We start from the raw sequence: 23993 nt of genomic DNA, 5'->3' as shown, positions 1-23993 counted from the left end.
CGGCGCGCTGTTTAGCGCGCCGTAATAGCGTTTTCCGAAGGTTTAGACCCTTAGTAAAGGACCACAGACCGGATGCTTTCGCCTTTGTGCATCAGGTCGAATCCGTGGTTGATGTCGTCCAGACCCATTGTATGAGTGATCATCGGGTCGATCTCGATCTTGCCCTCCATGTACCAGTCGACAATCTTGGGCACATCGGTCCGGCCCCGCGCGCCACCAAATGCAGTGCCGCGCCACGAGCGGCCAGTGACCAGCTGGAATGGGCGGGTCGAGATTTCGGCCCCAGCCGGCGCCACGCCGATAATGATCGATTCACCCCACCCTTTATGTGCCGACTCCAGTGCTGCGCGCATCACGCCGACATTGCCGGTGGCGTCAAAGGTGTAGTCCGCGCCGCCTTTGGTTAGGTTGACCAGATAAGGCACCAGATCGCCTTCAACCTCGGACGGGTTGACGAAATCGGTCATGCCGAACTTGGTAGCCATTTCGACCTTTGACGGGTTCAGGTCGACGCCGACGATCTGGTCCGCTCCGGCCAGACGCAGGCCTTGAATGACGTTCAGGCCGATGCCGCCCAGACCAAACACGATGGCACGGCTACCGATCTCAACCTTGGCAGTGTTGATGACGGCACCGATGCCGGTGGTGACGCCACAACCGATGTAGCAGATCTTGTCGAAGGGCGCGTCCTCACGCACTTTGGCCAGCGCGATTTCCGGCAGAACCGTGTGGTTCGCGAAGGTTGAACAACCCATGTAGTGCAGGATCGGATCGCCATCCAAGGTCGAAAACCGCGAGGTTCCGTCGGGCATCAAGCCCCGGCCTTGGGTTTCGCGGATCGCCTGACACAGGTTGGTCTTGGGGTGCAAACAGTATTCGCACTCACGACATTCAGGCGTGTAGAGCGGGATCACGTGATCACCCGGTTTCAGGCTGGTCACACCTGGGCCCACTTCAACCACAACGCCTGCGCCTTCATGGCCCAGAATCGCCGGAAACAGGCCTTCGGGGTCAGCGCCCGATCGGGTGAATTCGTCGGTGTGGCAGAGGCCGGTGGCTTTGATCTCGACAAGAACCTCGCCCGCCTTGGGGCCTTCGAGGTTCACATCCATCACTTCCAAAGGTTTGCCCGCCTGGACGGCGACGGCGGCACGGGTACGCATGGTTGTTGTCTCCCTGTCTTATTTGCCCCGACCCTGCGTCAATTGCAGGGCATTTTCAACTGCGCTTTGGTGACAGGTTGGCTAATTGTTTGATATTGCAGTAACGACATTGTCAGAAGGAGAAACGCCAATGCACCGATTTATTCCCGCTCTGGTCCTGCTGGCAGCCTGCGCCGAGACGACCGCGCCTGTTGCAACACCTGCGTCGACGGACGCCGCCTCGGTTGATCTGGCCTTTTGCCAGGGCGAAGCTTTTGCCGATTCCATTGGCCAACCGGTGTCGACCATTCAGGGCCAGCTGCCCGAACGCTCGCGCGTTCTGGGCCCCGATGACATCGCCACACAGGATTACCGCATCGACCGGCTGAATGTTTTCGTGAGCGGCTCGGGGATCATTCAACGCCTGACCTGCGGGTAAGCGTGGACTCGGCGGACGATTCTGAAGTAAGAACAAAGTGAGAACATTTTGATGTCTGCCGATGCCGAAACGCCGAATACTCTCATTGTGGTTCCCCCGTCTGGGGGCTGAACGGCTGATCCGTGCTGCGCGGGGGCTGCATGCTGGCCCTTTGGCCGTGGTTGCGGAACAGTCAAACATGCAGGTGATTACCTCGCTGAACGTGGAAGCGCAGGCCGCCGGTCTGCGTGTGGGTCAACCCGTGCGTGATGCCCACGCCATGTGTGCAGCCCTGATCACGCGACACCGCAACGCCCCGGCTGAGGCTGCGTTTCTAACCGCGCTGCGCCGTTGGGCCGGCAAGTTCAGCCCCTGGGTGGCCGAAGAGGCACCAGACGGGCTGGTCGTCGATCTGTCAGGCTGCACGCACCTGTTCGGCGGGGAAGAGGCACTACTGAGCGTCATTGAAACCGACTGTGCAGATATGGGGCTAAGCGTGCAGATGGGCATCGCCGACACGCTGGGCGCGGCCTGGGCGCTGGCACGGTATGCGGGGCAAGAGGCCACATCAGATCGCAACGGCGACGCCATCAGCCAAGAGGCGCGCGCCACCCGCGCGCGCGCAGGGAAACGGCGGCACTGGACCAAGGGCGGGGCCGCGCCGCAAGTGATGGCCCTGGGTGGCGGCGCACGGATCGCAGCACCAGGGCAATCTTATGGCGCGCTCAGCCCCCTGCCGATTGCAGCGCTGCGCCTTGAGGATCAGGTAGTCGCACAACTAAACCGACTGGGCCTGCGCCGGATCGGCGATCTGCTGGGCCAGCCGCGTGCAAGTTTGGCGCGGCGATTTGGGCGAGGGTTGGTTCTGCGATTGGATCAGGCGATGGGCAGCGCCCCCGAGCCGGTCTCGCCCGCACGTCCGCCCCATCACTTTGCGGTGCGGATGACCCTGCCCAATCCGATTGGCCTGATCGAGGACGTTATGGCCGCCATCGACCGAGTCTTGCCCACGCTGTGCGCGAAGCTCGAAGAGAAGGCGCGTGGCGTCCGCACCCTGCGGCTTGAGGCGCATCGCGCCGATCAGGCGGCTGAGATCATCGAGGTTGGTTTGGCTCGGCCCACTTACGACAAACACCGCATTCGCCCTTTGTTAGAGATGAAAATCGATAAGATCGACGCAGGCTATGGCATCGACATGCTGCGGCTTGAGGCGATCCAGACCGAGCCCATCCACACCCGCACAGTGGCCGGTCACGCCGAGGCGCGCCGCGTGGCTCGCAATCGGCTTGAGGGCAATACAGCCGTGGATGACCTGATCGGCAAACTGGGCGCCCGGGTCGGGTTGGACGTGATCACCCGGCGGCACCCGGCGGCCTCACATATCCCCGAAAAAACCGCGCAGACTTTGGCGGCGGCATGGTCAGAACCCGCCCGCGATTGGCCCGCCCCACCGCGCCCGCGCCCGTTGCAGATGTGGCAGCCCGAGCCGGTGATGGCCGCTGAAGCCCCGGATGTTCCAGCCGCCTTTCGCTGGCGCGGGCGCGACTGGCAGTTGGCCCAGGCCACCGGCCCGGAACGGATCGCACCCGAATGGTGGCTGGATGACCCCAACTGGCGCAGCGGCGTGCGGGACTACTGGGTGGCTGTCACCGAACAGGGTGAGCGGCTGTGGCTGTTTTACGGCCATGGCGGCACGATGTCGGCAGGCTGGTTCTGTCACGGGCAGTTTGGTTAGAACGCCTGTTTAGAGTCTATTTTCCGCGGTAAATCAGCCAATCCGGCAGGTAACCCAGCAAACGGATCACCCAAGAGAACGGTGCCGGGAAATCGGTGCGGAACCGGCGGCGCGACATCGCCCTGACCACCCGGTCCGCCGCGTCCTCGGGAGTCATCAGCATCGGCATCTTGAAAGTGTTCTTTTCGGTCAACCGGGTCTTGATGAAGCCCGGATTGACGATCCGCACGGTTACCCCCGTGCCCGCCAGATCAAATCGCATCGTTTCAGCCAATGAGACCAGCGCCGCCTTGCTCGCCGCATACCCAACCGCAGCCGGAAGTCCGCGATAGCCAGACAAAGACCCGATCAGCGTGATGTCACCCCGACCCGCGCGCACAAACCCGGGCACCGTCTCGCCCAAAACGCGCAGCGCGCCAAGATAATTCACGTCTGTCATCGACAGAACAGCATCGGTGTCCCAATCGGCTGATTTCATCGGCTCATAGGCCCCGGCATTGTAAACCAGACCATCCACACCCCCGACCTCTGCCACGGCGCTGCGCACAGCCTTCAGGTCGGTCACGTCGAACGGCACCGCCCGCGCATTCGGAAGGGTTTCGCAGATCTCGGCCAGTCGTGCCGCATTGCGCGCCGACAGGACCAGATGTGCCCCCTGACGGCTTAGCGCCTGAGCCAAGGATCGGCCCAGGCCCTCGCTGGCGCCAACAATCCAAATAGTTTTTCCGTCAAAACTGTTCATGCTTGGGCTATCCGCACTGTCGGGAACACATGATCCGGACATTGGTTTCGTGTTTTTAAGACATGTTAGGGATTCTACGATCAGGTACCAAAGCTGGATCACGTGACTGCACCAAAAATCGGGCAGACTTTACGAAGTAACGCACGTTCAAAAAAAGTCCAACGTGATTGATCCGTACCCGCAACTAGTACGTAATCCTTTTTAAATGTCTCACTAAGGGGATCACATGTTCGACGAACCACGGGGCTCACGCAAGAAAATCGCAATTGTAGGTGCAGGCATTTCGGGTCTATCCGCCGCTTACTATTTATCCGAAGACAACGACGTAACGATCTATGAGGCCCAGCCCCGGCTGGGCGGTCATGCCCGGACGGTGATGGCGGGCAAGAACGGTGATCAGCCGGTCGACACCGGGTTTATCGTGTTCAACTATGCCACCTACCCGAACCTGACAAAATTGTTCGACGAACTGAACGTCCCCGTCATTCAAAGTGAGATGAGCTTTGGCGCGACGATCGACAATGGTCGCCTCGAATACGGGCTGAACAATCTGCGCACTCTGACCGCGCAAAAGCGTAACCTGATGCGGCCGGCCTATTACAAGATGATCTCTGACATCCTGCGCTTTGGCAAAGAGGCGCCAGGGGCAGCCAAGGACGATGACACCACAATTGGGGAACTGATTGATCAACTGAGACTGGGCCACTGGTTCCGCCACAACTATCTGATGCCCATGTGCGGGGCGATCTGGTCCACCCCCGTTGAATTCATTGACCGTTTTCCCGCGCGGTCGCTGGTACAGTTCTTTCAAAACCATGCTTTGCTGGCCGGTGATCGAACCAAACAACACCAGTGGTGGACGGTCAAAGGCGGCAGCATCGAATATGTCCGCCGCATCGAGGCCTCTCTGCGCGCCCGCGGTTGTGAAATCCGCGTTGCTGCTCCGGTTCAGAACGTTCAGCGGAATGAGTTGGGCGTAACTGTACATAGCGAAGGTCAGGCCGATCTGTATGATGAGATCATCCTCGCCACCCATTCCGACCAGTCACTGGCCATTCTAGGCGACAGCGCCACACCCGAGGAAAAAGCCGCCCTCGGTGCAATCAAATACCAACCTAACAAGGCCGTTTTGCATTGCGACCCGGGCCAGATGCCCAAAAGGCGGGCCTGCTGGTCCAGCTGGACCTATCGGTCGCAAGCCGGAAATGTCGGCGTCACCTATTGGATGAACAGGTTGCAGAACATTCCGGACAGCGATCCGATGTTTGTGACCCTCAATGTCTCAGCAGATATTCCCGCGGACAAAATCTATGACGAGGTCGAGTTTGCCCACCCGGTATTCGATCAGGCAGCCCTGAAAGCACAAGGCCAAATTCGCGAGATGCAGGGACAGAACAAAACGTGGTTTGCCGGCGCATACAACCGGCACGGTTTTCACGAGGACGGGATTGCCAGCGCGATGCATGTTGTCGAGCGATTGAATGGCACCCCGCAAACCATCGGAGCTGACAATGGCGTTCTGGAAAAAGATCCGGCCATCCCTGTTGCGGCAGAGTAATCCATTCTGGCGCGCTATTCTTCTTTCATTGACTTTGCTGGCCCCAAGCGGGCTGGCAGCTTCAACCGTATCGAATGCATTGCCGAGCGCCGAATTGAGCGGCTCGGCAACGTTTCGGTATCTGGGCCTGCCGATTTATGACGCCAAGCTGTTTACGCCCGGTGGCGCCCCGTTCAGCTGGAGTGAGGATTTCGGTTTGCAGCTGACCTACCGCAAGAACATCAAGCAGAAGGCTTTAATCGAATCCACGCTTGATGAAATGACACGGCAGGGCAACAGCGGGCTGACACAGGCCAACCTGGGACAGTGCTTTGAGGCCGTCAGCAAAGGTGATGTTTATCTGGCTGTTTCGGATGGGCCGAACAAGGTTGGTTTCTGGCTCAACGGGCGCAAAACCTGCAACCTGACCGGGCCGGGCATCAAAAAGACATTCATGTCGATCTTTCTTGGCGACAACACCAGGTCGGCAAGCTTTACGCGACAGTTGAAGGGGCAATGATGCTGTATCCACGGGTCAGCCTCTATGCGCTGATGCTCGCTGCGGCGGGTATCCCCCTTTATATACATCTGCCGCGCTTTGCGGCCGTAAACCTTGGGATCAGCCTAGGCGTGATCGGCACCGTTCTGCTGGTGATCCGACTGGTGGATCTGGTGCAGGACCCGCTGATTGGCTGGGCGATTGACCGCTGGCCGGGTGGCCAGCTGGCATTCGCCGCTGTGGCCGCAATTGGGCTGGCCATGGGCTTCCCGCTGCTCTTTGCTCTTCCAGAAGGCGCAAGCGTGACATCGCTGATCCTGATCCTAATACTGCTGTTCTCGGCCTATAGCCTTGGAACCATCCTGCTTTATGGGCGCAGCGCAACACTGGCTAAGGCACCGGACACGAAAGAGTTGATGACACTGGCAGCCTTCCGTGAAGGTGGACAACTGGCCGGGGTTGTCATCGCCGCCAGCGCGCCCGCGCTGTTTGTGGCTTTCGGGGCCGGTGCGCAGGGATATCCAGCCTTTGGCCTGTTCCTGGGCGTCCTGTCGATCGTCACCATCGCGGTGACCTTTCCGATGTGGCGGCGGACACCGATTACGGGTGCGGGCCTGTCTTTCACCGGATTGGGTCAGGCCGGGGCGCTGCGCCTTCTGGCGCTGGCTCTGGTCAACAGCCTGCCGGTCGCCATCACCTCGACCCTGTTTCTATTTTTCGTCGAGGACCGGTTGCAACTTCCGGGCAAGGCGGGTCCCTTGCTGATCCTGTTCTTCCTCAGCGCCGGGGCCAGTGTGCCGCTTTGGGCCAAGCTCAGCAATCGCATTGGCCCAAAACAGACCCTAATTATTGCAATGCCGCTGTCTATTGCCAGCTTCATAGGTGCCGCGATGTTGCCGTCAGGCGAACTTCTGGGCTTTGCCCTGATTTGTCTTGCCTCTGGCGCGGCGCTCGGGGCTGACATGGTGGTCCTGCCTGCCATGTTCTCGGTCGTTTTGACCCGCGCTGGCCTGAATGCGTCAGCTGCGTTCGGTATCTGGTCCTTTGCTGGCAAACTGGGCCTTGCGCTGGCCGCCTTCTTTACATTGCCCCTGCTGGAACGCAGCGGTTTTACACCTGGTCAATCGAATACCGCCCAAGCCCTGGACACACTCAATCTGGCTTATGCGGTACTACCCTGCATCCTGAAATTTGGTGCGTTTGGCATGGTCCTGACGTTGCCCACGGAGGTCTCAGCCAAATGAAAACGCTTGTTGTTTTACTGTTCGCCGCTCTCGCTTTGTTTATCGCCAAGAACCGGTTCCTGAGCTTCCGGTCGCAAACACCGGCCGACTACGCCGGCACTGGGCCTGCATTCAAAATGAAAGAGGTACTGAACGGAGAGATCCTGTCCGAAGGGCTGATCTATGGGCCGAACGGCAAGATGTCGAACAGTTTTGTCGCCCGTATGGTTGGGAAATGGGATGGAAACACCGGCACGTTGGCCGAGCATTTCACCTATTCCAACGGCAAACAGATGACACGCAAGTGGTATCTGACGCTGGGCACCGGCAATACGTTCACCGCCACGGCGGATGACATCGTCGGCGAAGGTCATGGAACAATTTCAGGAACAACTGTCAAACTTACCTACCGCATTATTCTTCCCGAGGATGCCGGTGGGCACACTTTGGACGTCACCGACTGGATGTACCTGACCGAAAACGGTATAATCATGAACCGGTCCGAGATGCGCAAGTTCGGCATTAAGGTCGCTGAATTGATTGCCACGATGCGTCCCGCGCCCGAGGTCAAATCCGCTCATGTCCCCGGCTCAAACGGCTATGATGCGGACGCAGAGCAAAGGCCGCTGCAATGATCTCGCGCCGGGCTATTGTCGCTGGTCTGGCAGTCATCGGTCTTGCGGTTCTAACCGCCTGTTCTGCCAAACCGCGTATTCCCAAGACCTTTCTGTCAGACCGGCAGCTGAACCTTGAAGAGTTTTTTGAAGGGAAAACCGTCGCTTATGGTCAGTTTCAGGATGTTCTGGGCAACGTACCGCGCCGATTTACGGTGGATATCGACGGAACGTGGGATGGTGAAACCCTGACCCTGGTTGAGGATTTCGTCTATGATGACGGCGCCACCGAACAGCGTGTCTGGACGCTAACCAAGACGGGCGAGGACACCTGGACCGGCACGGCCCCCGGCGTTCTTGGAACCGCCAGCGGTGTCGAACGCGGCGATACGTTCAACTGGACATACAAGATCGACCTGCCGATCAAAGAAGGCACCATGCGGGTCAACTTTGACGACTGGATGTGGCTGCTAGACGATGACCGTCTGCTGAACCGAGCCTATGTCTCGCGTTATGGCGTCCGACTGGGCGAAGTCATTCTGTTTTTTGAGAAGAAGTAAGCTAGCAGCAAAAGAAAAGGGCAGGTCCGAAGACCTGCCCTTAAATTTTGTGGTTTAGCTCAACTTAGAAGTTGAACTGCGCACCGAAGTCAGCGCGGATGCGCCCGTCCTCGTCACCCGTTTTGATTTCGCCGATACCACCACGCAGCGATGCACCGCCGCCCAGGTCGTAGATGGCGCCAATACCGATATTGCGGGTATCGTTGTCAGCGGAACCGTCACCGTAAGCAAACTGCAGGGTGGTTGCAGCGCCGAGGTCGTATGCCAGCGACAGACCGTATGCGGTGCCGTTCTCGGCGTCATCAACAACGTCATCGTCAGCTACGAACAGTGTACCCGAGAAGTCACCGAATTCTGCGCCCAGGGTCAGAACGGTCAGCGACTGCTTTTCGCTGCTGCTGTTCACGTTCGCCTTGGTCTGACCATAAGCCAGAGCGGCAGTGATGTTGTTGAATGTGTAGGTTGCGCTGATGTCCCAACGGTCTGCGTCTTGCGGAACACCGTCCAGAGCAACAGTTGCCTGGTCATATGACGCGCCAAATGCGAAATCGCCAATTGCGTACTGGAAGAACACAGCGTTCGCACCCGAACCGGTCGAGGTGTACTCCAGGAAGCTGTAGTCAACGCCCGAATACTGACCTAGGAACTCTTCCAGGCCCGGTTCGTTACCGAAGTAGTTTGCCAGGTTGTCGAAAGAACCCGCAACGTTGCCGGCGTCAACACGCAGACCACCGTAGATGACAGAGAAGCGTGCGCCGTTCAGGCCTGCGCTGTTCTGTTCGCCGTTGCCGGAATCGTCATCAGCCTGCAGACGAACACGTGCCTGGAACTCAACGCCGCCATCGGTTTCTGCGGTGCCGTCGATGTTCAGACGGAAGCGCGAGACCAGGATGGTGTTGTCGGTGTCGACGGTCGCGGTGCCGGCGCTGGTAACTGCGCCGGTTGCCGGATCAACGGTGAAGTTGTCAACAGTACCGGTACGGTCTTCCTGATATCCAATACCAAAACGGCCGTAGCCGCTGAATTTAACATCCGCGGCAGCAACGCTTGCGGTTGCGATCAACGCGGTCGATGCAATGAGGAGATTTTTCATGGTAAACCCATAAGATTTGAGAGGAGTGTAGCCGCCAAAGCGACTGTTGGCCTATTCGAACAATTTCCGAGCACACGCAACGATTTCGCAGCATTTCTCGTGGCGCACACTGGGCACTTGTTGCATCTTTGCAAATGCAGAAAATGCCGACAGTCCAATTTCCCGAGCATTTACGTGTGTTTTCGTATTCAGTCGTATTTTATTACAAAGATTTGATCACAGAAATGCGGCGATACCTCTTTAAATGGCAAAAATCGTTCAGGTTTGCAAATGAGACTTCCGGAGTTGTTAACCGGCATGTCCGGAAATGGTGGATTCGGGCGAAATCCCGCCCAAAACTGGCCCTGGTTTGGACGGATGGAGCGCTTAAACCCGCCAATCAATTGCTGGTGTAGAAGAAGGACAACTTGCGGCTGACCCCACCTGGCGGCAGCGGAAAGGGCGAGGCCGCCTGCACTTGCGCCCTTGCGGCCCGGTCAACATCGGACGACCCTGAACTGTCGATGACATCGACCCAGGCCAGCGTGCCATCGGGATTGATTTCGAAAAACACCTTGGCAAATCCCCGGGCAGCAACAAATACCGGGGGCGCGCGGTTCAGGTGGACTAAGACTTCACCCGCATAATTGGTGGTGTCCGAATTGCCGGGGCCACGCCCGCCCGAGCGGCTGCCACTGCTGCCAGTCGTGAAGGCATCCAGACCTTCGCGCCTGTAGGCGTAAAGGGGCGATTCAACCACCTCTGACGGGAACTGCAACTCGCTGAAGTCGCGCGCGCCGTTCAGTGTGCCCCGCCTTTCGGGCGCTGGTTGCCGGTCGGGGCGCTGCGGCCGGATCGAAGACGTCACGGCCAGTTCTGTCACGTCCTCCGTCGCATCCTGGTCGGTCGGTTCAACCGGGTCATCCGGCTCAATCGCCTCAGACTCCAACGGGACAACGGGAATCGCGGCCTCGGGCGACGGGGTGACCGGCAGCGCCGCCAGCTCTTGCGGTTGGGGTGATACGGGCTGGACTTCGGTCGCGACCTCTGGCTCGACGACCTCTGCCTCGGGAATTCCTTCGGGCACCTCGGTTGCTGTTTCCGCCTCGACCGGCGGTGTTTCATTGAAATTTTCGCTGGCGGCGGCATCGCCTTCGGATGTGTTTTCGGTCTCTGCCACATCAGGCTCAACCGGTTCCGTGGCAGTCGGCTGAACCACTTCTGCTTCGCCGATATCGGGCGCGTAAACCTCCTGCGGGTTTTCCGACGCGACAAGCGCCTCACTGACCGGGATTTCCGGTTCCTCAGGCGGTGTTTCAACCGGAGGCTCTGGTGACTCGGCCGGTTCGGGTTCAACCGGCTCGGCGGCAACCTCGGCAAGATCCTCGAATGTCGTGCTTAGTTCGATTGATTCAGGTGCTTGGCCGCCTGGCGCGTCTTCTGCAAGCCGCTGCCCGGTCACGCTGAGCCCCATCAGGTGTAGGAACAGCGACACCAGAATGGCTGCCGCCGCAATCAAAACCGACCGGCGGATCATTCCAGCGCCTTCTCGGTCACAACAAAGACGGATGACGCGCCCAAACGGCGTAACGCGCCGGTCACCTCGATCAGACGCGGGCCCGGCGCATTTCGGTCGGGGACGATGCGCAGGGCCTCGGCCCCTTGGTCACGCATATGCGTTTCAGGATCGGTTGGAATTCCGCGATAGCTCAGCGAGCCGTCGGCGTGCAGGATCAGCGCATCAGGAGGCTCGCGCCCTTCTAGGTCTGCCGTGTTCACGAGCTCAAGATCCGGATCAAGCGGCGGAGCCAGCGTGCCGGTGAGCAGGAAAAAGATCAGCATCAGGAAGACGACGTTGATCAGCGCAATCGTTGAGTCGCGTCTGCGTTTGGGGCGTCTGTACTTGATCATTCCAGCACCAGAACGCTTAATCCGTCACGCCCGCGCAGCCGGACCAGGACGTCGATGACTCGCTGCGCCGTTGTATCCGGGTCCAAACTGACCAGAACCTGCCCGGCTTCCAGTTGCCTTTCCAGATCACTCAGAGAGACCGTTTGCCCGTTCAGCACCAGCCGCTCTGACCCCAACTGCAGGAACAACCGCTCGGTCGGTGTGACCGAGGTCGCACTGCCGCCCACTGCGTTGCTCAGTTCGATCTCGCCATATTTGGAAAAGGTCGAGGACAGCATGAAGAACAGCAACAGCAGGAAAATCACGTCGATGAGAGGCGTCATCGACATGGGGCGCCGTACGAAGGGTGCGGTGTTACGCATGTCCGGGGGCGGTCGCCACAGCCCGGATATCGTCGGCCTGCGGAACGGCCTGCCCCGGCACCAGAATTGTCCGCAGCGCCTTGTCTGCGAAAACCCGCTCGCGCGCAGTGCGGCTTTCGAACCAGGACAACAGCATCGAGGTTGGCATTGCCACGGCAAGCCCCACAGCCGTTGTCAGCAGGGCGACCCAGATACCACCGGCAAGCAATGATGGATCGACCGACGACCCGGCGGATTGCAGGCTGCGAAACGCCTCAATCATCCCTAGGACGGTGCCAAACAGACCCAGCAGCGGCGCAAGTTGCGCCACGGTGTCCATCAGTCGGAAGCCGCGCTCAAGCCCCGCAAGCGCCAGACCGGCCTCGGCATCCAGCCTTTGGTCCAAACCCGGCGTATCTGAGGCCTGCATCGCGGCCCGTACCAGGGGGGCAAGATAACTGCGGCTTCTGTCCAGGCGGGCGTGGGCGGTTTGCGGATCGCCTGCATCCCAAGCCGCCAGCGCCTCGGACAACACTCGGTGACGCCCTACGCCGGATGCGGCAAACTGCCAGAGCTTATAAAGCGTGACCGCAACGGTCACCACCGACATCGCGATCAGGATCGCAACAACAGGCCCGCCCAGATCAAGGATTTCGCGCAGCGCATCAAAGGGGCTCATCCAATCAACTCCACATCTATTCGGCTTTGCAGTTTCAGACTGTCTTCACATATCGAACTCTCCTCCCCGGCCACCTTGCAGGTGTTTGTGCCGTTGATCAGGGCTTTTCCAATCGAACTGCAGTCTCTGTCGCGCAAGACGAATTGGCGCACACGCAGGCGATCTTCCGGTAGGTCACGGAAATTGAAGAGCGTCAGGCTGACTACGCTGCCGGAAGCATCAAAGATCACCGTCTCAAAGCTGGCTTCGTCAATGGCTGTCCCGGTTTGGTTTTCCGCCACAAACGTCAGTCGACATGCGTTTTCGACATCCTGAACCGAATTCAGCTCGATTTGGAGGCCGCCCGAAGCAGTTGCTTCGGTCTGTGCCATAGCGGTTGCAGGTAATGTGCATGCGCAAAATGCAGCAAGTGCCGGACGGAGAAAGAACATTGGCGCGCTCCCGATTGTTCAAGGCAGACATCAAGGGCCGGCGACGCTCCGCTGGCGTTCAGCTACACATAGTCAATGCAAGGGGTTGGCGAAAGGGGGACCTTTGGGTTTGTGAATAGGGATCACGCCAGCGTTCATGTGCGGTTGCAAGCGCAGAGGTGATCAGCCACTCAGGGGTGTTTGATTTCATACCGTGTTCAGCTGAAATCACGATACTTTGGCTTTCAAAAATCTGTGCCTAAACAAGCCGGTTTTCCTGGTTCGTCGGGTAGACCGAACTGCCGGCCTTTCTGAATTCCCACTCATGCATCTTTCCGCCAGTTTCACCAAAACTGACTTGACTGGGAATATGCGAAGTTCGCCAAGCAATCCACGGTCAACAAGGCTGGGGAGATACTCGATCGGAACACAGCCTGAAACATTCGATGGCTCCGATATTGGCCCTGTATAAAGTTGCTGTACTGTCACAGGAGGTCAATTGACCTTCAGGGCGCCAAATTTTGTGTCAGTAACGCATAAGAGTGCGATTTTTGCAGCCAATCTAAGTGAAGCAAAATTAGCCATCTGATAATATATAGAAGATCCCCGAACCATCAGTTATTCAACCATATGCGTGCAGGCGAAACTCGTAACCTTGCAGAAACACATGCGGGCCGACAAAAAAACACCCGCTGAAAGCAGGTGTCGCAGCATAACTTCTGGAAGTGCTTAGTCTTGATCGCGCAACCACGTCTCCAAGATAGCTTCGCGACGGAAGAACTCTTCATATTGCTCAACCGAAACGGTGAATGGTTCGCGAGTACAGCGAATGGCCGGTTCGACGCCCACAACGCGGCGATCCAACTCCGTGATCAAAGGCAGCAAAGGGCCGCCTCATTCGAGCGAACTGCGACTGGTGCCCAGATGCTTTTGCTAAATTGAGTTCTGGAGCAAGCTCAAATCGACGGGTTTTACCATGGGATCAAACGAGCGCTTTATATGTAATTCCTAGGCGACTGCGTTCGTGTTAATCACCAACAAGGGTAGCGCGCACTTGCAGTTTGGGTATGAGTTGAGAAAGCAAATTTTTAAGCCTGGTGCTTAGGCACAAACCTGAAGAGATTGGTCTTCAGCTTGATAAGCATGGGTGGGTTCGGGTTGATGAGCTGCTGCGGAAGCTGAAAAAGGCAAGCCGCAAGCTAAGCCGCGACGAGCTCATTCGGCTTGTGGAAAGCAGCGACAAAAGACAGTTCACTTTGTCTGAGGATGGCTCCCGGATTAGGGCAGCACAGGGCCATTCGGTTGATGTGGACCTTGGCTTAGAACCTCGGCACCCACCAGACGAGTTATACCACGGAACCGCCAGCACAAATTTAGATGCAATTTTCTCCGATGGGTTAAACCCTGGGCGACGCCGTCAAGTGCACCTCTCAACCAACCCTGAAACCGCCGAGCGCGCTGGCCAGCGTCACGGCAAGCCAGTTGTACTACGTGTCGAAGCTAAGCAAATGTTCGACGATGGCTTTGAGTTCTTCTGTGTAGATAATGGTGTTTGGCTCACAGATAAGGTGCCGGCAAGCTATCTTGGATTCGGACAAACTGCCTGACAAAAAGCTTAAAACTGAGCCCGCTTGTTATGAAATTTGTCCAAAACGATCGCGCTGCTTTGCGCTGACATCTACCGCTAAACACGGCACTTGCACGCTTATGCATTCCAAACGCACTCTTATGCGTTAATGACATCACATTTGAAAAAAGTGGTGAGCCGTGCAGGATTCGAACCTGCGACCCACTGATTAAAAGTCAGTTGCTCTACCAACTGAGCTAACGGCCCACTCTTTTGCTGGATCTTGTAGATCCGTGGCGCTCTTTAAGTCATTTTCCCGACTGGGTTCAAGACCTTATTTGCACCTCGTATCGCCAGAGTAATCAGTGTTTCCGGCGACCCGATAGGCGGCCTAATTAGGCAGGTGGCGCTGGGGGGTCAACCCCCTTTTTTAAGGAATCTGCGTCGCAGGGTGGATTCCTTTCGGGTGCAGGGTTATATGCGCGCCATGCAAGGATTACAGAACACTGGTTTGCCCTTCATGAAGATGCACGGGCTGGGCAATGACTTTGTCATTGTGGACGCGCGCGCGTCTGCCGCGTGGATTAGTCCGGCACTTGCGCAGGGAATCGGGCACCGTCAATTCGGGGTCGGGTTCGATCAGCTCGCCGTCATCGAGAACGGCGAAGCGGATGCACATTTGGTGTTCTACAACTCGGACGGATCCACCTCGGCTGCGTGTGGAAATGCCACCCGTTGCATCGCCCGTTTCCTGATGAAGGAATCGGATAGATCCGACCTGACACTGACGACAGAACGCGGCACTCTTTACGCCAAGGACGCCGGAGACGGCCTGACCTCGGTCAATATGGGGCACCCCCAACTAAATTGGAACGAGGTTCCGTTGTCTGAGGAAGTCGACACACTGGAACTGCCCATCGAGGGAGCGCCGACGGCCACCGGGATGGGCAATCCGCATTGCACCTTTTTTGTCGACGATGCCGAAGCCATCCCTCTGACCGAGTTTGGTTCGCGTTACGAGCACCATCCGCTCTATCCTGAGCGTACCAATGTCCAAATTGCGCAGATCATTGCACCGGACCACATCCGCATGCGCGTGTGGGAGCGTGGCGTAGGCATCACCCTGGCTTCGGGATCATCCTCATGCGCCACGGCCGTTGCTGCTGCGCGTCGCGGCCTGACTGGGCGCAAAGTACAAATTGAGCTGGACGGCGGGACGATCTGGATCGACTGGCGCGACGATGGCGTTTGGATGACCGGGCCCACTTGTCACGTGTTCTCGGGCACACTGACACCGGAATTTTTGGAATCACTGGCATGAGCGCGCCGAAGTTCACCACCCTGGGCTGCCGCCTGAACGCCTATGAGACCGAGGCGATGAAAGAGCTGTCGGCGCAGGCCGGACTCACCGACGCGGTGATCGTGAACACCTGCACCGTCACGGCAGAAGCGGTGCGCAAAGCCCGGCAAGAGATTCGTAAGCTACGGCGGGAAAATCCTGACGCGCGGCTGATCGTGACAGGCTGTGCGGCCCAGACCGAGCCTGACACCTTTGCTCGAATGGATGAGGTCGACGCGGTCATTGGCAATACCGAGAAGATGCAGCCCGAGACCTGGAAAGGCATGGCGGCGGACTTTATCGGCCAGACCGAGACGGTGCAGGTCGATGACATCATGTCCGTCACCGAAACCGCAGGCCACCTGATCGACGGTTTTGGCACCCGCTCGCGCGCCTATGTTCAGGTCCAAAACGGCTGTGACCATCGCTGCACTTTCTGCATTATCCCCTACGGCCGTGGAAACTCGCGCAGCGTCCCAGCAGGTGTTGTGGTGGATCAGATCAAGCGGTTGGTGGATCGGGGCTATAACGAAGTCGTCCTGACTGGCGTTGATCTGACCTCGTGGGGCGCCGATCTACCGGCGCAACCCAAGCTGGGTGATCTGGTGATGCGCATTCTGAAACTGGTGCCCGATCTGCCACGCCTGCGGATCAGCTCGATCGACTCGATCGAAGTGGATGAGAATCTGATGCACGCCATCGCGACAGAATCTCGCCTGATGCCGCATCTGCACTTGTCCTTGCAGCACGGCGACGATCTGATCCTGAAGCGGATGAAACGACGTCACCTGCGCGATGACGCCATCCGCTTTACTGAAGAAGCCCGTAAACTGCGCCCCGAGATGACCTTTGGCGCTGATATCATCGCAGGCTTCCCAACCGAAACCGATGATCATTTCGAAAACTCGCTGAAACTGGTGACGGATTGCGATCTGACCTGGCTGCACGTGTTCCCTTATTCCAAACGCGACGGCACGCCGGCCGCCCGCATACCGCAGCAGGTGAATGGGAACATCATCAGGGACCGTGCCGCCCGCCTGCGCGCGGCCGGAGAGGCGCAGGTCACAAAACACCTGCAGACCCAAATTGGCAAAACCCATCACATCCTGATGGAAAACCCGCATATGGGCCGCACCGAACAATTCACCGAGGTCGATTTTGAGGCACCGCAGGCCGAAGGGCAGATTGTGACGGCAACAATCACAGGTGCCACCGGCACGCAGCTACAAGCCTGATCCCTCCTTCATCTGGCGCCCTGACCGATTGCAACAAAATAAAACCCCCGCAGCCGATGGCGCGGGGGTTCAAACATTGCGGGGCTGTGAAACTCAGTCTCGTTTCTTGCCTTTGACACCTGCCCACAGGCGCTTGTTCACAAGGTACAGAAGCACCGACAACAGCGACAGGAACAGCACGCCGACGAAGCCCGAGTACTTGCGCTCCATCATTTTTGGCTCGGCGGTCCACATTAGGAAGGCAGCGATGTCTTCGGACATGGCTTCGACAGTGGCCGGGTGGCCGTCGGCGAATTCAACCTGATCTTCGGACAGCGGGGGCGCCATCGAGATCCAGCCTCCGGGGAAAGCTTTGTTCTCATACAGGATGGTGCCTGCTTCTTCTTTTTCTTCACCGGTATAGCCGTCCAGCAGCGAGGCGATGTATTCCGCGCCACCCATGCCTTTGAAGAACTGGTTGATGCCCAGACCATAAGGCCCGTGGAATCCGGCGCGGGCCTTGGCCATCAGGCTCAGGTCCGGTGCGCCAACACCGTCATTGACCGGGAAGTGGTCGGTCGGGATGGCCGGACGGAAATCGTCCAGCTCGGGATCGAACACTTCGAAGTTGTCTGCCGAATAGGCGATGACTTCTTCTTCCGAATAGCCCAGCGCTTCGAGATCACGCAGAGGCACATAGCGCAGGCCGTGGCAGGCTGCACAGACCTCGGTATAGATCTGAAGGCCGCGCTGCAGCTGGTTTTGATCCCAGGTGCCAAAGGGGCCTTCAAACGAGAAGTGGAAGTCTTCGATGTGCTGCTCGCCCCCACCTGCTGCGAAGGACGCAGCAGGGGTAAGGGCCAAAGCAAACGCGGCACCGATTGCAAGTTTCTTGAACATGTTTCCGGTCCCTCTTCTTACTCGGCCGGCGTGGCGTCAGCGTCAGCCTTGCCATAATGCGCGTTGAAGTCTTCTTCGATGGTCTCTGGCTGTGGCAGCGGTTTTTCGATGACACCCAGGATCGGCAGGATCACGAAGAAATAGGCGAACCAGTAGGCGGACGCGATCAGCGAGAAGGTCGCATAGGGCTCTTCCGCGGGCATCGCACCCAGCCACATCAGGGCAAAGAAGTCGATGATCAGCAGGTAGAACCACCATTTGAACATCGGGCGGTATTTGCCCGAACGCACGGTCGACGTGTCCAGCCAGGGCGCCAGCGCCATTGCCAGGATCGCACCGAACATCGCAATCACACCAAAGAACTTAGCGTCAACGATGCCACCGGTGATGAAACTGGCAAATTGTACAACCCAGACTTCACCGGTAAAGGCGCGCAAGATCGCGTAGAATGGCAGGAAGTACCATTCGGGAACGATGTGTGCTGGCGTTACCAACGGGTTGGCTTCGATGTAGTTGTCCGGGTGGCCCAGATAGTTCGGCATGTAGCCGACGATGGCCCAGAACACGACCAGGATCACGGCCAGAGCGAACAGGTCCTTGATCACGAAGTACGGCCAGAATGGCAGGGTGTCTTTCTCGGCATCGGCTTTCGACGTGCGGCGAACTTCAACACCCGTGGGGTTGTTGTTGCCGGTGGTGTGGAAGGCCCAGATATGCACAATGACCAGAGCCGCGATAACAAACGGCAGCAGATAGTGTAGCGAGAAGAAGCGGTTCAGCGTGGCATTGTCCACCGCGGGTCCGCCCAGCAGCCAGGTCTGGATCGCGTCACCCACAAACGGGATCGCGCCAAACAGGCCGGTGATCACGGTCGCACCCCAGAAGGACATCTGACCCCAAGGCAGAACATAGCCCATGAAGGCAGTACCCATCATCATCAGATAGATAAGCATACCGATGATCCACGTGATCTCACGCGGGGCTTTGTATGAGCCGTAGAACAGGCCACGGAAGATGTGGATGTAGACCGCAACAAAGAACAGCGACGCGCCGTTCATGTGAATGTAGCGCAGCATATAGCCGCCATTCACGTTGCGCATGATGTGCTCGATGCTGGCGAAGGCCAGATCGACATGCGGTGTGTAGTGCATCACCAGAACGATACCGGTGACGATTTGCAACGCCAGGCAGAACGCCAGGACGATGCCCCAGATCCACCACCAGTTCAGGTTTTTGGGGGTTGGGATCATGATGGTGTCGTAAATCAGGCCGACGATGGGCAAGCGGCTGTTCAGCCATTTCTCGCCGTTTGTCTTCGGCTCGTAATGATCGTGGGGAATTCCGGACATAAGTTTGGGTCTCCCTTAGCCGAGTTTGATGGTGCTGGCGTCGGTCCACTCAGCGGGCGGAACGGGCAGGTTTTCAGGTGCGGGACCTTTGCGGATACGTCCGGCCAGATCGTAGTGCGATCCGTGGCAGGGGCAGAACCAGCCGCCAAAGTCGCCAGCATCGCCCAGCGGCACACAGCCAAGGTGCGTACATACGCCCATCTGAACGATCCACGCGCCCGGCGCTTCGCCCTCGGGCGACGGCATCACGCGGTTGGCGTCGGTTGCCGGAGCGTCCGCGTTCAGGTTGGAGTTGCGGGCCAGCGGATCAGGCAGTGCATCAACGCCTTCGGCGTCCTGTTCCTGCGCTTCTTGAATTTCGGCACCGGTGCGGTGGCGGACAAACACAGGTTTACCCAGCCATTTCACGGTCAACTGCGTACCGGGTTCAACGCCGCTCACATCCACGCGGATCGAGGACAGCGCCTGAACGTCTGCCGATGGGTTCATTTGATTGATCAGGGGCCATACGGCTGCACCCGTCGCGACGACACCTGCGCCGCCTGCGACGTAGTAGAGGAAATCTCTGCGGGTGCCTTCGTGGTCTTCTGCGTGGGACACGAGGTTTTCTCCGATTCCGGCGCCCGGGGGTGACCCGAGCAAACATGCATCAGCACCGCATCAAAGCGGCGTCTCATCGCGGCTATCTATCCGGGAGAATTCGGTTCGTCCAGCGGTCATAGGCGCGCAGTGCACCACAACAGGGCATTCATGTCACAACGAGAGGCGAAAGTTTCAAGATACGGACCTGTTTTTTGGCAAAAACACTCCGGTCCCCCGGCTTTTCCAAATGTGATTCGATTCGCTCCGGCGGGATAGAACGGTGCAGAACCGACCCAGCCCCAAAAGGTTTTACAGAATGCCGATCCGCCCATCTTGAACTTTTCGTCATATTCGGGAATATTTCCGTATATGAGAAGTTCCATGGAAGCCACCTCTGACAAACTGGCCACGCATTTGCGTGGATTGCGAGAGCAGCACGGCATGACCCTCGATACTTTGGCTGGAAGAACCGGTCTAAGTCGCGCCACCCTGTCACGGATCGAGAAAAACGAAGTCAGCCCGACCGCCGAGACGCTAGGCCGTCTGGCAACGGTTTATGCAGTACCGATCTCTCAGCTACTTACCCCGTTGGAGCAAAGTTTCCAACCGATCGTCCGGCGGCACGACCAGCCGTTCTGGACGGATCGTGGGCGCGCGTTTCAACGTCGCAGCGTTTCGCCCCCCAGTGGGCACCTTTCGGTTGAATTGATCGAAGGAACCCTGACCGCGCGGCAGCGCATCGCCTATGATGCACCCGCAGTTCCGGGGCAAGAGCATCACCTGTATGTCTTGTCCGGGCAGATCGAAATCACGGTCGAGAGGAAAGCTTATGACCTTCGACAAGGGGATTGCCTGCGGTATATTTTATTTGGCGAAACCGTATTTGAAACGACCCATAGTCCCTGCACTTACGTGATCGCATTGTCATGACCGTTCAGACACCCAACGTCTTCCGCCTTACCCCGACGGATATCGACCACAATCTGACAGACCTGTGCCGCACGCTTGTTGACAGCGTTGCCGATGGTGCCGCGATCAGCTTCATGATGCCGCTCGACCATGACAGCGCCGCGCGGTTCTGGACGGATGACGTCAAACCCGCCATCGAAACAGGCGAGCGGCACTTGTTTGGCGCATATTATCAGCGTCGCATGATCGGTACGGTCCAGCTGTTGCTTGCCATGCCCCCAAATCAGCCCCACCGGGCAGAAATCTCGAAGATGATCGTTCACCCTGATGCCAGGCGTCGCGGTTTGGGCAAGGCCCTGATGCAAGAGGCCCTGAAATCTGCACAAGAAGCCGGGAAGACACTCATCACACTCGACACGCGCACCGGAGACGTCTCGGAATCCCTTTACAGGTCTGTCGGGTTTCAACCGGCAGGTGTCATCCCCGATTTCGCATTCGACCCGGACGGAAAGTCCCGTCACGCGACGACCTATATGTACCGATACCTTTGACTTAAGCTCGAATTTACGGTGACGCCCGACGTAGCAAGACGCGCCTTTTCAACAGGGCATATCGATGTAGAAAATCTGAGTTAAAAATAGATATTTTACAAAGGCTTAGCCGCGTTTGATTTCGATTGAACTTTGAACGCAAATGATCGAAATGCGGGAAATCCCAATCTCTGCAGGACGTCTCTCATGTCAAAGCTCTTTGCACCAACCCTAATCCTCGCACTGACCGTGCCCTTTCAGGCGATAGCGGCCGGTGATCCGGCGAAAGGCGAAAAACTCTACAATCGCTGCTCTTCTTGCCACGCAATCATCAAAGATGGCCAAGTTCTGGTCAAAGGCGGCATCACTGGCCCGAATCTTTACGGCGTCGTCGGTCGCGTCGCAGGAACCGAGTCAGATTACCTGAACGGAAGCGAACGTTTGCCCATCGGAATGTTCACCGACGACATGATCCGCGCCGGTCAGAAAGGGCTGGTCTGGACACAAGAGAATATCGCCACGTATTCCAAAAACCCGATCGCATTTATCCAGGAATATCTGGATGACGAAACCGCGCGCCCAAACATGAGCGTCAAACTGAAAAAGGGCGCCGATGACATCGCGGCCTATCTGGCGACATTCAACGAGTGATGTCTGTCGCTGGTCGTTCTGCCATCAGAGCGACCAGCGCATTGATCCCCGATCAGGCCGGCGGTTGCGTTGCGGCCATGCTGGGGCGTTCGACAAACTTCTCGTACCATGCGGCCAGCGCATCATTTCCCCTGCGCCACCCGCGCGCATCGTGACGGAAATCGACGTAGCCCAGCGCGCAGGCCACCGCGACCTGCCCCATATCCAACGGTCCGGACAGATGCGCCATCCACCGCTGGTTCAACGCGGCGCAAGCGCGTTCTATCTTGTCCCATTGCGCATCGGCCCAGCCCTCCCATTGCTTGTCTTCGGGCCGCATCCGAGCCTCATAGGTGATCAGCAACGCCGCATCCAGAATACCATCCGCCAGCGCCTCAAGCGTCAGCACATCCCAATGCCGGGCACCGTCCTGATAAAGACCGGCCTGCCCGCGCGCGTCCAGAAACGCACAGATAACACGGCTGTCGAACAGGGTCGGTCCATCTGGGCGCTCTAATGCGGGCACTTTTGTCAGCGGAGCCTTGGCCAATAGCGGCTCGGCCGGGGAAATTGGCGTTGTTGCAACGTTCAGCAGTTCGACATCCTGCAACTGGTCTGTTTCATGCAACAAAACCATAACCTTACGGACATAGGGCGAAGTGGGACTAAAATAGAGTTTCATAAGAGATCTCCCTGAATTGCCGGAACTCTACATCACCCAATGCAAAACAAAACCCGTCAATTGGTGCGCCAACCTCACCCTCTCATCAACTTTTGCAGAGCATCAAGCTCGGACCCGATCCCGTCGTTTGCGATATGTTCTGACGCGCTCAGGCGGGCTGCATCGGGCTTGTTCTGGTTTAGCTTCCAGGTGCCTTGAATGTCGTCAACGCGAAACCGAAACGGCACGATCATGCGCATCATCTTATCCAACGCGTCTTGGCTCATCTTGCCGGTCGTCCAAGGCGGTTTAGGCAGCAAGCGTGCCTCATAAAAGGCGGACTGGCGATTTAACAGGTCCAGCAACTCCGCGTGCGGCCGCTGTTCTAACTGACCGATCAGATGCACAGCGACATAGTTCCATGTCGGAACCTGATCGGCGATCCCGTACCAATCCGGAGATACGTAGCCATCTGGCCCGGTGACAGCGATTCTGGCTGGTTTAGGGTCTTTCAGCATGCGGACGATCGAGTTCGATCTGACAAGATGCAGCTCGGCCAGCGTGCCATCCTCAGACAGCAGAAACGGCACGTGGCTAATCAACGGTGCCTCATCCGTCGACACCGCAAGAACCCCAAACGCGCGGTCACGCGCAAAGGCGATGTGGCGCGCAGTCTCTTCTGCGCGGAAGGCTGGATTGGGGTGCATGGCTGTCCTCCTGCGAAATCTCTTGCAGAACCGGCCGCACCTTGGCAAGGTCCGCCCGTTCTCAGGGCGGGGTGAAATTCCCCACCGGCGGTATGCGGGCGATGATCCGTAAGCCCGCGAGCGGCCCCGGTGTGCGGGGTGTCAGCAGATCTGGTGAGATGCCAGAGCCGACGGTTACAGTCCGGATGAAAGAGAACGTGCAGCGCGTCGGCCCTAGCTTGCGCCTGCCCGTGATCGCCTTGGGTGACGTGTCTGTTGCGAAAGGAGATCATGATGACACACACCCGCTATGCTTTTGTAAAAGCCAACTGGCATTCCGATATCGTTGATCAAGCCCTAGAAGGGTTTCTGGAACTCATCCCCGCCGATCAGGTTGACGTTTTTGACGTCCCCGGCGCGTTCGAAATGCCGCTGCTGGCCCGCGATCTGGCCCAGACCGGTCACTACGCCGCGGTCGCCTGCGCGGCGTTTGTCGTGGATGGCGGTATTTACCGGCACGATTTTGTGGCTCAGGCCGTTGTCGATGGGTTGATGCGTGCTGGCATGGATACAGGGGTACCGGTCCTGTCTGTTTCCTTGACGCCGCACCAGTATCAGGAAACCGATCACCACAATGCTATCTACCGGGCGCATTTTGTAGAGAAAGGCCGCGAAGCCGCTCAAGCCGCGCTGAAAATTGCAGCCACGCGTGCCCAACTGGCCGCGGCAGCATAAGCACGACA

28 protein-coding genes, 1 tRNA gene, 1 pseudogene and 1 riboswitch are annotated in these 23993 nt (G+C 58.0%); of the genes and pseudogenes, 14 read left to right on the top strand and 16 right to left on the bottom strand.

Annotation, left to right across the window (positions count from 1 at the left end; all coding sequences use genetic code 11):
* Positions 1 to 50: 50 nt before the first annotated feature.
* Positions 51 to 1163 (bottom strand): S-(hydroxymethyl)glutathione dehydrogenase/class III alcohol dehydrogenase, encoded by a 1113-nt coding sequence (locus tag AC2FFP_RS07965; RefSeq protein WP_496726459.1) that lies wholly within the window; start codon positions 1161 to 1163, stop codon positions 51 to 53.
* Positions 1164 to 1293: 130 nt separating this feature from the next.
* Between AC2FFP_RS07965 and AC2FFP_RS07960 the strand changes: the two genes are divergently transcribed.
* Together AC2FFP_RS07960 and AC2FFP_RS07955 are read left to right on the top strand one after the other, a co-directional pair.
* Positions 1294 to 1581 carry an I78 family peptidase inhibitor gene (locus AC2FFP_RS07960; protein ID WP_496777189.1) on the top strand — a complete coding sequence of 96 codons (288 nt, stop codon included), beginning with the start codon at positions 1294 to 1296 and terminating at the stop codon, positions 1579 to 1581.
* Positions 1582 to 1642: 61 nt separating this feature from the next.
* A complete protein-coding gene (locus tag AC2FFP_RS07955; protein WP_496777187.1) occupies positions 1643 to 3295 on the top strand; it encodes a Y-family DNA polymerase in 1653 nt (550 codons plus the stop codon).
* A 16-nt stretch (positions 3296 to 3311) separates the two neighbouring features.
* Here AC2FFP_RS07955 and AC2FFP_RS07950 read toward each other — a convergent pair whose 3' ends face one another.
* A complete protein-coding gene (locus tag AC2FFP_RS07950) occupies positions 3312 to 4037 on the bottom strand; it encodes an SDR family NAD(P)-dependent oxidoreductase (RefSeq protein WP_496765687.1) in 726 nt (241 codons plus the stop codon).
* A gap of 226 nt (positions 4038 to 4263) precedes the next feature.
* Here AC2FFP_RS07950 and AC2FFP_RS07945 point away from each other — a divergent pair, with 226 nt between their 5' ends.
* The 5 genes from AC2FFP_RS07945 to AC2FFP_RS07925 are packed head-to-tail and all read left to right on the top strand — an operon-like array spanning position 4264 to position 8470.
* Positions 4264 to 5595: an NAD(P)/FAD-dependent oxidoreductase gene (locus tag AC2FFP_RS07945; protein ID WP_496880880.1), complete on the top strand. Its 1332-nt coding sequence runs from the start codon at positions 4264 to 4266 to the stop codon at positions 5593 to 5595.
* Positions 5549 to 6094 carry a hypothetical protein gene (locus AC2FFP_RS07940; RefSeq protein WP_496880879.1) on the top strand — a complete coding sequence of 182 codons (546 nt, stop codon included), beginning with the start codon at positions 5549 to 5551 and terminating at the stop codon, positions 6092 to 6094. The genes AC2FFP_RS07945 and AC2FFP_RS07940 overlap by 47 nt, the downstream gene beginning before the upstream one ends.
* The gene (locus AC2FFP_RS07935; protein WP_496726464.1) at positions 6094 to 7317 is read left to right on the top strand and encodes an MFS transporter; all 1224 of its coding nucleotides are present in this window, start codon (positions 6094 to 6096) and stop codon (positions 7315 to 7317) included. The genes AC2FFP_RS07940 and AC2FFP_RS07935 overlap by 1 nt, the downstream gene beginning before the upstream one ends.
* The gene (locus AC2FFP_RS07930) at positions 7314 to 7931 is read left to right on the top strand and encodes a DUF3833 domain-containing protein (protein WP_496765695.1); all 618 of its coding nucleotides are present in this window, start codon (positions 7314 to 7316) and stop codon (positions 7929 to 7931) included. The genes AC2FFP_RS07935 and AC2FFP_RS07930 overlap by 4 nt, the downstream gene beginning before the upstream one ends.
* Positions 7928 to 8470, top strand: coding sequence for a DUF3833 family protein (locus tag AC2FFP_RS07925; protein WP_496765697.1), 543 nt, complete (start codon positions 7928 to 7930; stop codon positions 8468 to 8470). Before AC2FFP_RS07930 ends, AC2FFP_RS07925 begins: the two co-directional genes overlap by 4 nt.
* Positions 8471 to 8534: 64 nt before the next feature.
* Here the strand turns inward: AC2FFP_RS07925 and AC2FFP_RS07920 are convergent, their stop codons facing one another.
* The 7 genes from AC2FFP_RS07920 to AC2FFP_RS07890 all read right to left on the bottom strand — a co-directional run bounded on the left by AC2FFP_RS07920 (position 8535) and on the right by AC2FFP_RS07890 (position 13768).
* Positions 8535 to 9563, bottom strand: coding sequence for a porin (locus AC2FFP_RS07920; RefSeq protein ID WP_496726467.1), 1029 nt, complete (start codon positions 9561 to 9563; stop codon positions 8535 to 8537).
* A gap of 379 nt (positions 9564 to 9942) precedes the next feature.
* Entirely contained in the window at positions 9943 to 11079 is a 1137-nt protein-coding gene (locus AC2FFP_RS07915; protein ID WP_496844913.1) for an energy transducer TonB family protein, read from the bottom strand.
* The gene (locus tag AC2FFP_RS07910) at positions 11076 to 11453 is read right to left on the bottom strand and encodes an ExbD/TolR family protein (RefSeq protein WP_496880878.1); all 378 of its coding nucleotides are present in this window, start codon (positions 11451 to 11453) and stop codon (positions 11076 to 11078) included. The genes AC2FFP_RS07915 and AC2FFP_RS07910 overlap by 4 nt, the downstream gene beginning before the upstream one ends.
* Positions 11450 to 11815, bottom strand: a complete 366-nt coding sequence (locus tag AC2FFP_RS07905) for an ExbD/TolR family protein (protein WP_496844911.1) — start codon at positions 11813 to 11815, stop codon at positions 11450 to 11452. The genes AC2FFP_RS07910 and AC2FFP_RS07905 overlap by 4 nt, the downstream gene beginning before the upstream one ends.
* Entirely contained in the window at positions 11808 to 12473 is a 666-nt protein-coding gene (locus tag AC2FFP_RS07900; protein ID WP_496844910.1) for a MotA/TolQ/ExbB proton channel family protein, read from the bottom strand. The genes AC2FFP_RS07905 and AC2FFP_RS07900 overlap by 8 nt, the downstream gene beginning before the upstream one ends.
* A complete protein-coding gene (locus AC2FFP_RS07895; RefSeq protein ID WP_496844909.1) occupies positions 12470 to 12844 on the bottom strand; it encodes a hypothetical protein in 375 nt (124 codons plus the stop codon). The genes AC2FFP_RS07900 and AC2FFP_RS07895 overlap by 4 nt, the downstream gene beginning before the upstream one ends.
* A gap of 768 nt (positions 12845 to 13612) precedes the next feature.
* Complete coding sequence (locus AC2FFP_RS07890; protein WP_496726473.1) at positions 13613 to 13768, bottom strand: hypothetical protein; 156 nt, start codon at positions 13766 to 13768, stop codon at positions 13613 to 13615.
* A 206-nt stretch (positions 13769 to 13974) separates the two neighbouring features.
* Between AC2FFP_RS07890 and AC2FFP_RS07885 the strand changes: the two are divergent.
* Positions 13975 to 14490, top strand: a pseudogene (locus AC2FFP_RS07885) (RNA 2'-phosphotransferase); the annotation flags it as partial.
* A 151-nt stretch (positions 14491 to 14641) separates the two neighbouring features.
* Here AC2FFP_RS07885 and AC2FFP_RS07880 read toward each other — a convergent pair.
* Positions 14642 to 14717: transfer RNA gene (locus tag AC2FFP_RS07880), tRNA-Lys, on the bottom strand.
* A 211-nt stretch (positions 14718 to 14928) separates the two neighbouring features.
* On the opposite strand from AC2FFP_RS07880, the gene dapF reads away from it, so the two are divergent.
* Together dapF and mtaB are read left to right on the top strand one after the other, a co-directional pair.
* Positions 14929 to 15771, top strand: a complete 843-nt coding sequence (gene dapF, locus AC2FFP_RS07875) for a diaminopimelate epimerase (RefSeq protein WP_496844903.1) — start codon at positions 14929 to 14931, stop codon at positions 15769 to 15771.
* Entirely contained in the window at positions 15768 to 17024 is a 1257-nt protein-coding gene (gene mtaB, locus AC2FFP_RS07870) for a tRNA (N(6)-L-threonylcarbamoyladenosine(37)-C(2))-methylthiotransferase MtaB (RefSeq protein WP_496844901.1), read from the top strand. Before dapF ends, mtaB begins: the two co-directional genes overlap by 4 nt.
* 93 nt (positions 17025 to 17117) lie before the next feature.
* Here mtaB and AC2FFP_RS07865 read toward each other — a convergent pair whose 3' ends face one another.
* From AC2FFP_RS07865 to AC2FFP_RS07850, 4 genes are all read right to left on the bottom strand, one after another.
* Positions 17118 to 17903, bottom strand: a complete 786-nt coding sequence (locus tag AC2FFP_RS07865; RefSeq protein WP_496844900.1) for a cytochrome c1 — start codon at positions 17901 to 17903, stop codon at positions 17118 to 17120.
* Positions 17904 to 17920: 17 nt separating this feature from the next.
* Entirely contained in the window at positions 17921 to 19252 is a 1332-nt protein-coding gene (gene petB / locus AC2FFP_RS07860) for a cytochrome b (RefSeq protein WP_108860628.1), read from the bottom strand.
* A gap of 15 nt (positions 19253 to 19267) precedes the next feature.
* The gene (gene petA / locus AC2FFP_RS07855) at positions 19268 to 19852 is read right to left on the bottom strand and encodes a ubiquinol-cytochrome c reductase iron-sulfur subunit (RefSeq protein ID WP_058272711.1); all 585 of its coding nucleotides are present in this window, start codon (positions 19850 to 19852) and stop codon (positions 19268 to 19270) included.
* 116 nt (positions 19853 to 19968) lie between these two features.
* On the bottom strand, positions 19969 to 20217 hold the full coding sequence (locus AC2FFP_RS07850; protein ID WP_496844899.1) for a hypothetical protein: 249 nt from the start codon (positions 20215 to 20217) through the stop codon (positions 19969 to 19971).
* Between AC2FFP_RS07850 and AC2FFP_RS07845 the strand changes: the two genes are divergently transcribed.
* The 3 genes from AC2FFP_RS07845 to AC2FFP_RS07835 all read left to right on the top strand — a co-directional run bounded on the left by AC2FFP_RS07845 (position 20216) and on the right by AC2FFP_RS07835 (position 21924).
* Positions 20216 to 20764 carry a helix-turn-helix domain-containing protein gene (locus AC2FFP_RS07845; protein ID WP_109313713.1) on the top strand — a complete coding sequence of 183 codons (549 nt, stop codon included), beginning with the start codon at positions 20216 to 20218 and terminating at the stop codon, positions 20762 to 20764. The genes AC2FFP_RS07850 and AC2FFP_RS07845 overlap by 2 nt on opposite strands.
* Positions 20761 to 21294 carry a GNAT family N-acetyltransferase gene (locus AC2FFP_RS07840; protein WP_496765758.1) on the top strand — a complete coding sequence of 178 codons (534 nt, stop codon included), beginning with the start codon at positions 20761 to 20763 and terminating at the stop codon, positions 21292 to 21294. The genes AC2FFP_RS07845 and AC2FFP_RS07840 overlap by 4 nt, the downstream gene beginning before the upstream one ends.
* Before the next feature lie 186 nt (positions 21295 to 21480).
* On the top strand, positions 21481 to 21924 hold the full coding sequence (locus AC2FFP_RS07835; protein WP_496765761.1) for a c-type cytochrome: 444 nt from the start codon (positions 21481 to 21483) through the stop codon (positions 21922 to 21924).
* Positions 21925 to 21976: 52 nt separating this feature from the next.
* Here the strand turns inward: AC2FFP_RS07835 and AC2FFP_RS07830 are convergent, their stop codons facing one another.
* Together AC2FFP_RS07830 and AC2FFP_RS07825 are read right to left on the bottom strand one after the other, a co-directional pair.
* Positions 21977 to 22585: a glutathione S-transferase gene (locus tag AC2FFP_RS07830; protein ID WP_496765766.1), complete on the bottom strand. Its 609-nt coding sequence runs from the start codon at positions 22583 to 22585 to the stop codon at positions 21977 to 21979.
* A 74-nt stretch (positions 22586 to 22659) separates the two neighbouring features.
* On the bottom strand, positions 22660 to 23271 hold the full coding sequence (locus AC2FFP_RS07825) for an FMN-binding negative transcriptional regulator (RefSeq protein ID WP_496765768.1): 612 nt from the start codon (positions 23269 to 23271) through the stop codon (positions 22660 to 22662).
* Positions 23272 to 23324: 53 nt separating this feature from the next.
* Positions 23325 to 23472, top strand: a riboswitch (FMN riboswitch).
* A 72-nt stretch (positions 23473 to 23544) separates the two neighbouring features.
* On the opposite strand from AC2FFP_RS07825, the gene AC2FFP_RS07820 reads away from it, so the two are divergent.
* Entirely contained in the window at positions 23545 to 23985 is a 441-nt protein-coding gene (locus tag AC2FFP_RS07820) for a 6,7-dimethyl-8-ribityllumazine synthase (RefSeq protein ID WP_496726171.1), read from the top strand.
* The last annotated feature ends 8 nt before the right edge of the window (positions 23986 to 23993 follow it).

The sequence above is a fragment of the Ruegeria sp. YTSC004 genome (assembly GCF_059609805.1).
Note: the sequence above shows the minus strand (reverse complement) of the source record. Positions and strands in the feature narration are given on the sequence as shown.

Coding starts and splice junctions, on each gene's coding strand:
- AC2FFP_RS07965 (WP_496726459.1), bottom strand. CDS start 1,163: ATGCGTACCCGTGCCGCCGTCGCCGTCCAGGCGGGCAAACCTTTGGAA.
- AC2FFP_RS07960 (WP_496777189.1), top strand. CDS start 1,294: ATGCACCGATTTATTCCCGCTCTGGTCCTGCTGGCAGCCTGCGCCGAG.
- AC2FFP_RS07955 (WP_496777187.1), top strand. CDS start 1,643: ATGCCGAAACGCCGAATACTCTCATTGTGGTTCCCCCGTCTGGGGGCT.
- AC2FFP_RS07950 (WP_496765687.1), bottom strand. CDS start 4,037: ATGAACAGTTTTGACGGAAAAACTATTTGGATTGTTGGCGCCAGCGAG.
- AC2FFP_RS07945 (WP_496880880.1), top strand. CDS start 4,264: ATGTTCGACGAACCACGGGGCTCACGCAAGAAAATCGCAATTGTAGGT.
- AC2FFP_RS07940 (WP_496880879.1), top strand. CDS start 5,549: ATGGCGTTCTGGAAAAAGATCCGGCCATCCCTGTTGCGGCAGAGTAAT.
- AC2FFP_RS07935 (WP_496726464.1), top strand. CDS start 6,094: ATGCTGTATCCACGGGTCAGCCTCTATGCGCTGATGCTCGCTGCGGCG.
- AC2FFP_RS07930 (WP_496765695.1), top strand. CDS start 7,314: ATGAAAACGCTTGTTGTTTTACTGTTCGCCGCTCTCGCTTTGTTTATC.
- AC2FFP_RS07925 (WP_496765697.1), top strand. CDS start 7,928: ATGATCTCGCGCCGGGCTATTGTCGCTGGTCTGGCAGTCATCGGTCTT.
- AC2FFP_RS07920 (WP_496726467.1), bottom strand. CDS start 9,563: ATGAAAAATCTCCTCATTGCATCGACCGCGTTGATCGCAACCGCAAGC.
- AC2FFP_RS07915 (WP_496844913.1), bottom strand. CDS start 11,079: ATGATCCGCCGGTCGGTTTTGATTGCGGCGGCAGCCATTCTGGTGTCG.
- AC2FFP_RS07910 (WP_496880878.1), bottom strand. CDS start 11,453: ATGATCAAGTACAGACGCCCCAAACGCAGACGCGACTCAACGATTGCG.
- AC2FFP_RS07905 (WP_496844911.1), bottom strand. CDS start 11,815: ATGCGTAACACCGCACCCTTCGTACGGCGCCCCATGTCGATGACGCCT.
- AC2FFP_RS07900 (WP_496844910.1), bottom strand. CDS start 12,473: ATGAGCCCCTTTGATGCGCTGCGCGAAATCCTTGATCTGGGCGGGCCT.
- AC2FFP_RS07895 (WP_496844909.1), bottom strand. CDS start 12,844: ATGGCACAGACCGAAGCAACTGCTTCGGGCGGCCTCCAAATCGAGCTG.
- dapF (WP_496844903.1), top strand. CDS start 14,929: ATGCGCGCCATGCAAGGATTACAGAACACTGGTTTGCCCTTCATGAAG.
- mtaB (WP_496844901.1), top strand. CDS start 15,768: ATGAGCGCGCCGAAGTTCACCACCCTGGGCTGCCGCCTGAACGCCTAT.
- AC2FFP_RS07865 (WP_496844900.1), bottom strand. CDS start 17,903: ATGTTCAAGAAACTTGCAATCGGTGCCGCGTTTGCTTTGGCCCTTACC.
- petB (WP_108860628.1), bottom strand. CDS start 19,252: ATGTCCGGAATTCCCCACGATCATTACGAGCCGAAGACAAACGGCGAG.
- AC2FFP_RS07845 (WP_109313713.1), top strand. CDS start 20,216: ATGGAAGCCACCTCTGACAAACTGGCCACGCATTTGCGTGGATTGCGA.
- AC2FFP_RS07850 (WP_496844899.1), bottom strand. CDS start 20,217: ATGGAACTTCTCATATACGGAAATATTCCCGAATATGACGAAAAGTTC.
- AC2FFP_RS07840 (WP_496765758.1), top strand. CDS start 20,761: ATGACCGTTCAGACACCCAACGTCTTCCGCCTTACCCCGACGGATATC.
- AC2FFP_RS07835 (WP_496765761.1), top strand. CDS start 21,481: ATGTCAAAGCTCTTTGCACCAACCCTAATCCTCGCACTGACCGTGCCC.
- AC2FFP_RS07830 (WP_496765766.1), bottom strand. CDS start 22,585: ATGAAACTCTATTTTAGTCCCACTTCGCCCTATGTCCGTAAGGTTATG.
- AC2FFP_RS07825 (WP_496765768.1), bottom strand. CDS start 23,271: ATGCACCCCAATCCAGCCTTCCGCGCAGAAGAGACTGCGCGCCACATC.
- AC2FFP_RS07820 (WP_496726171.1), top strand. CDS start 23,545: ATGACACACACCCGCTATGCTTTTGTAAAAGCCAACTGGCATTCCGAT.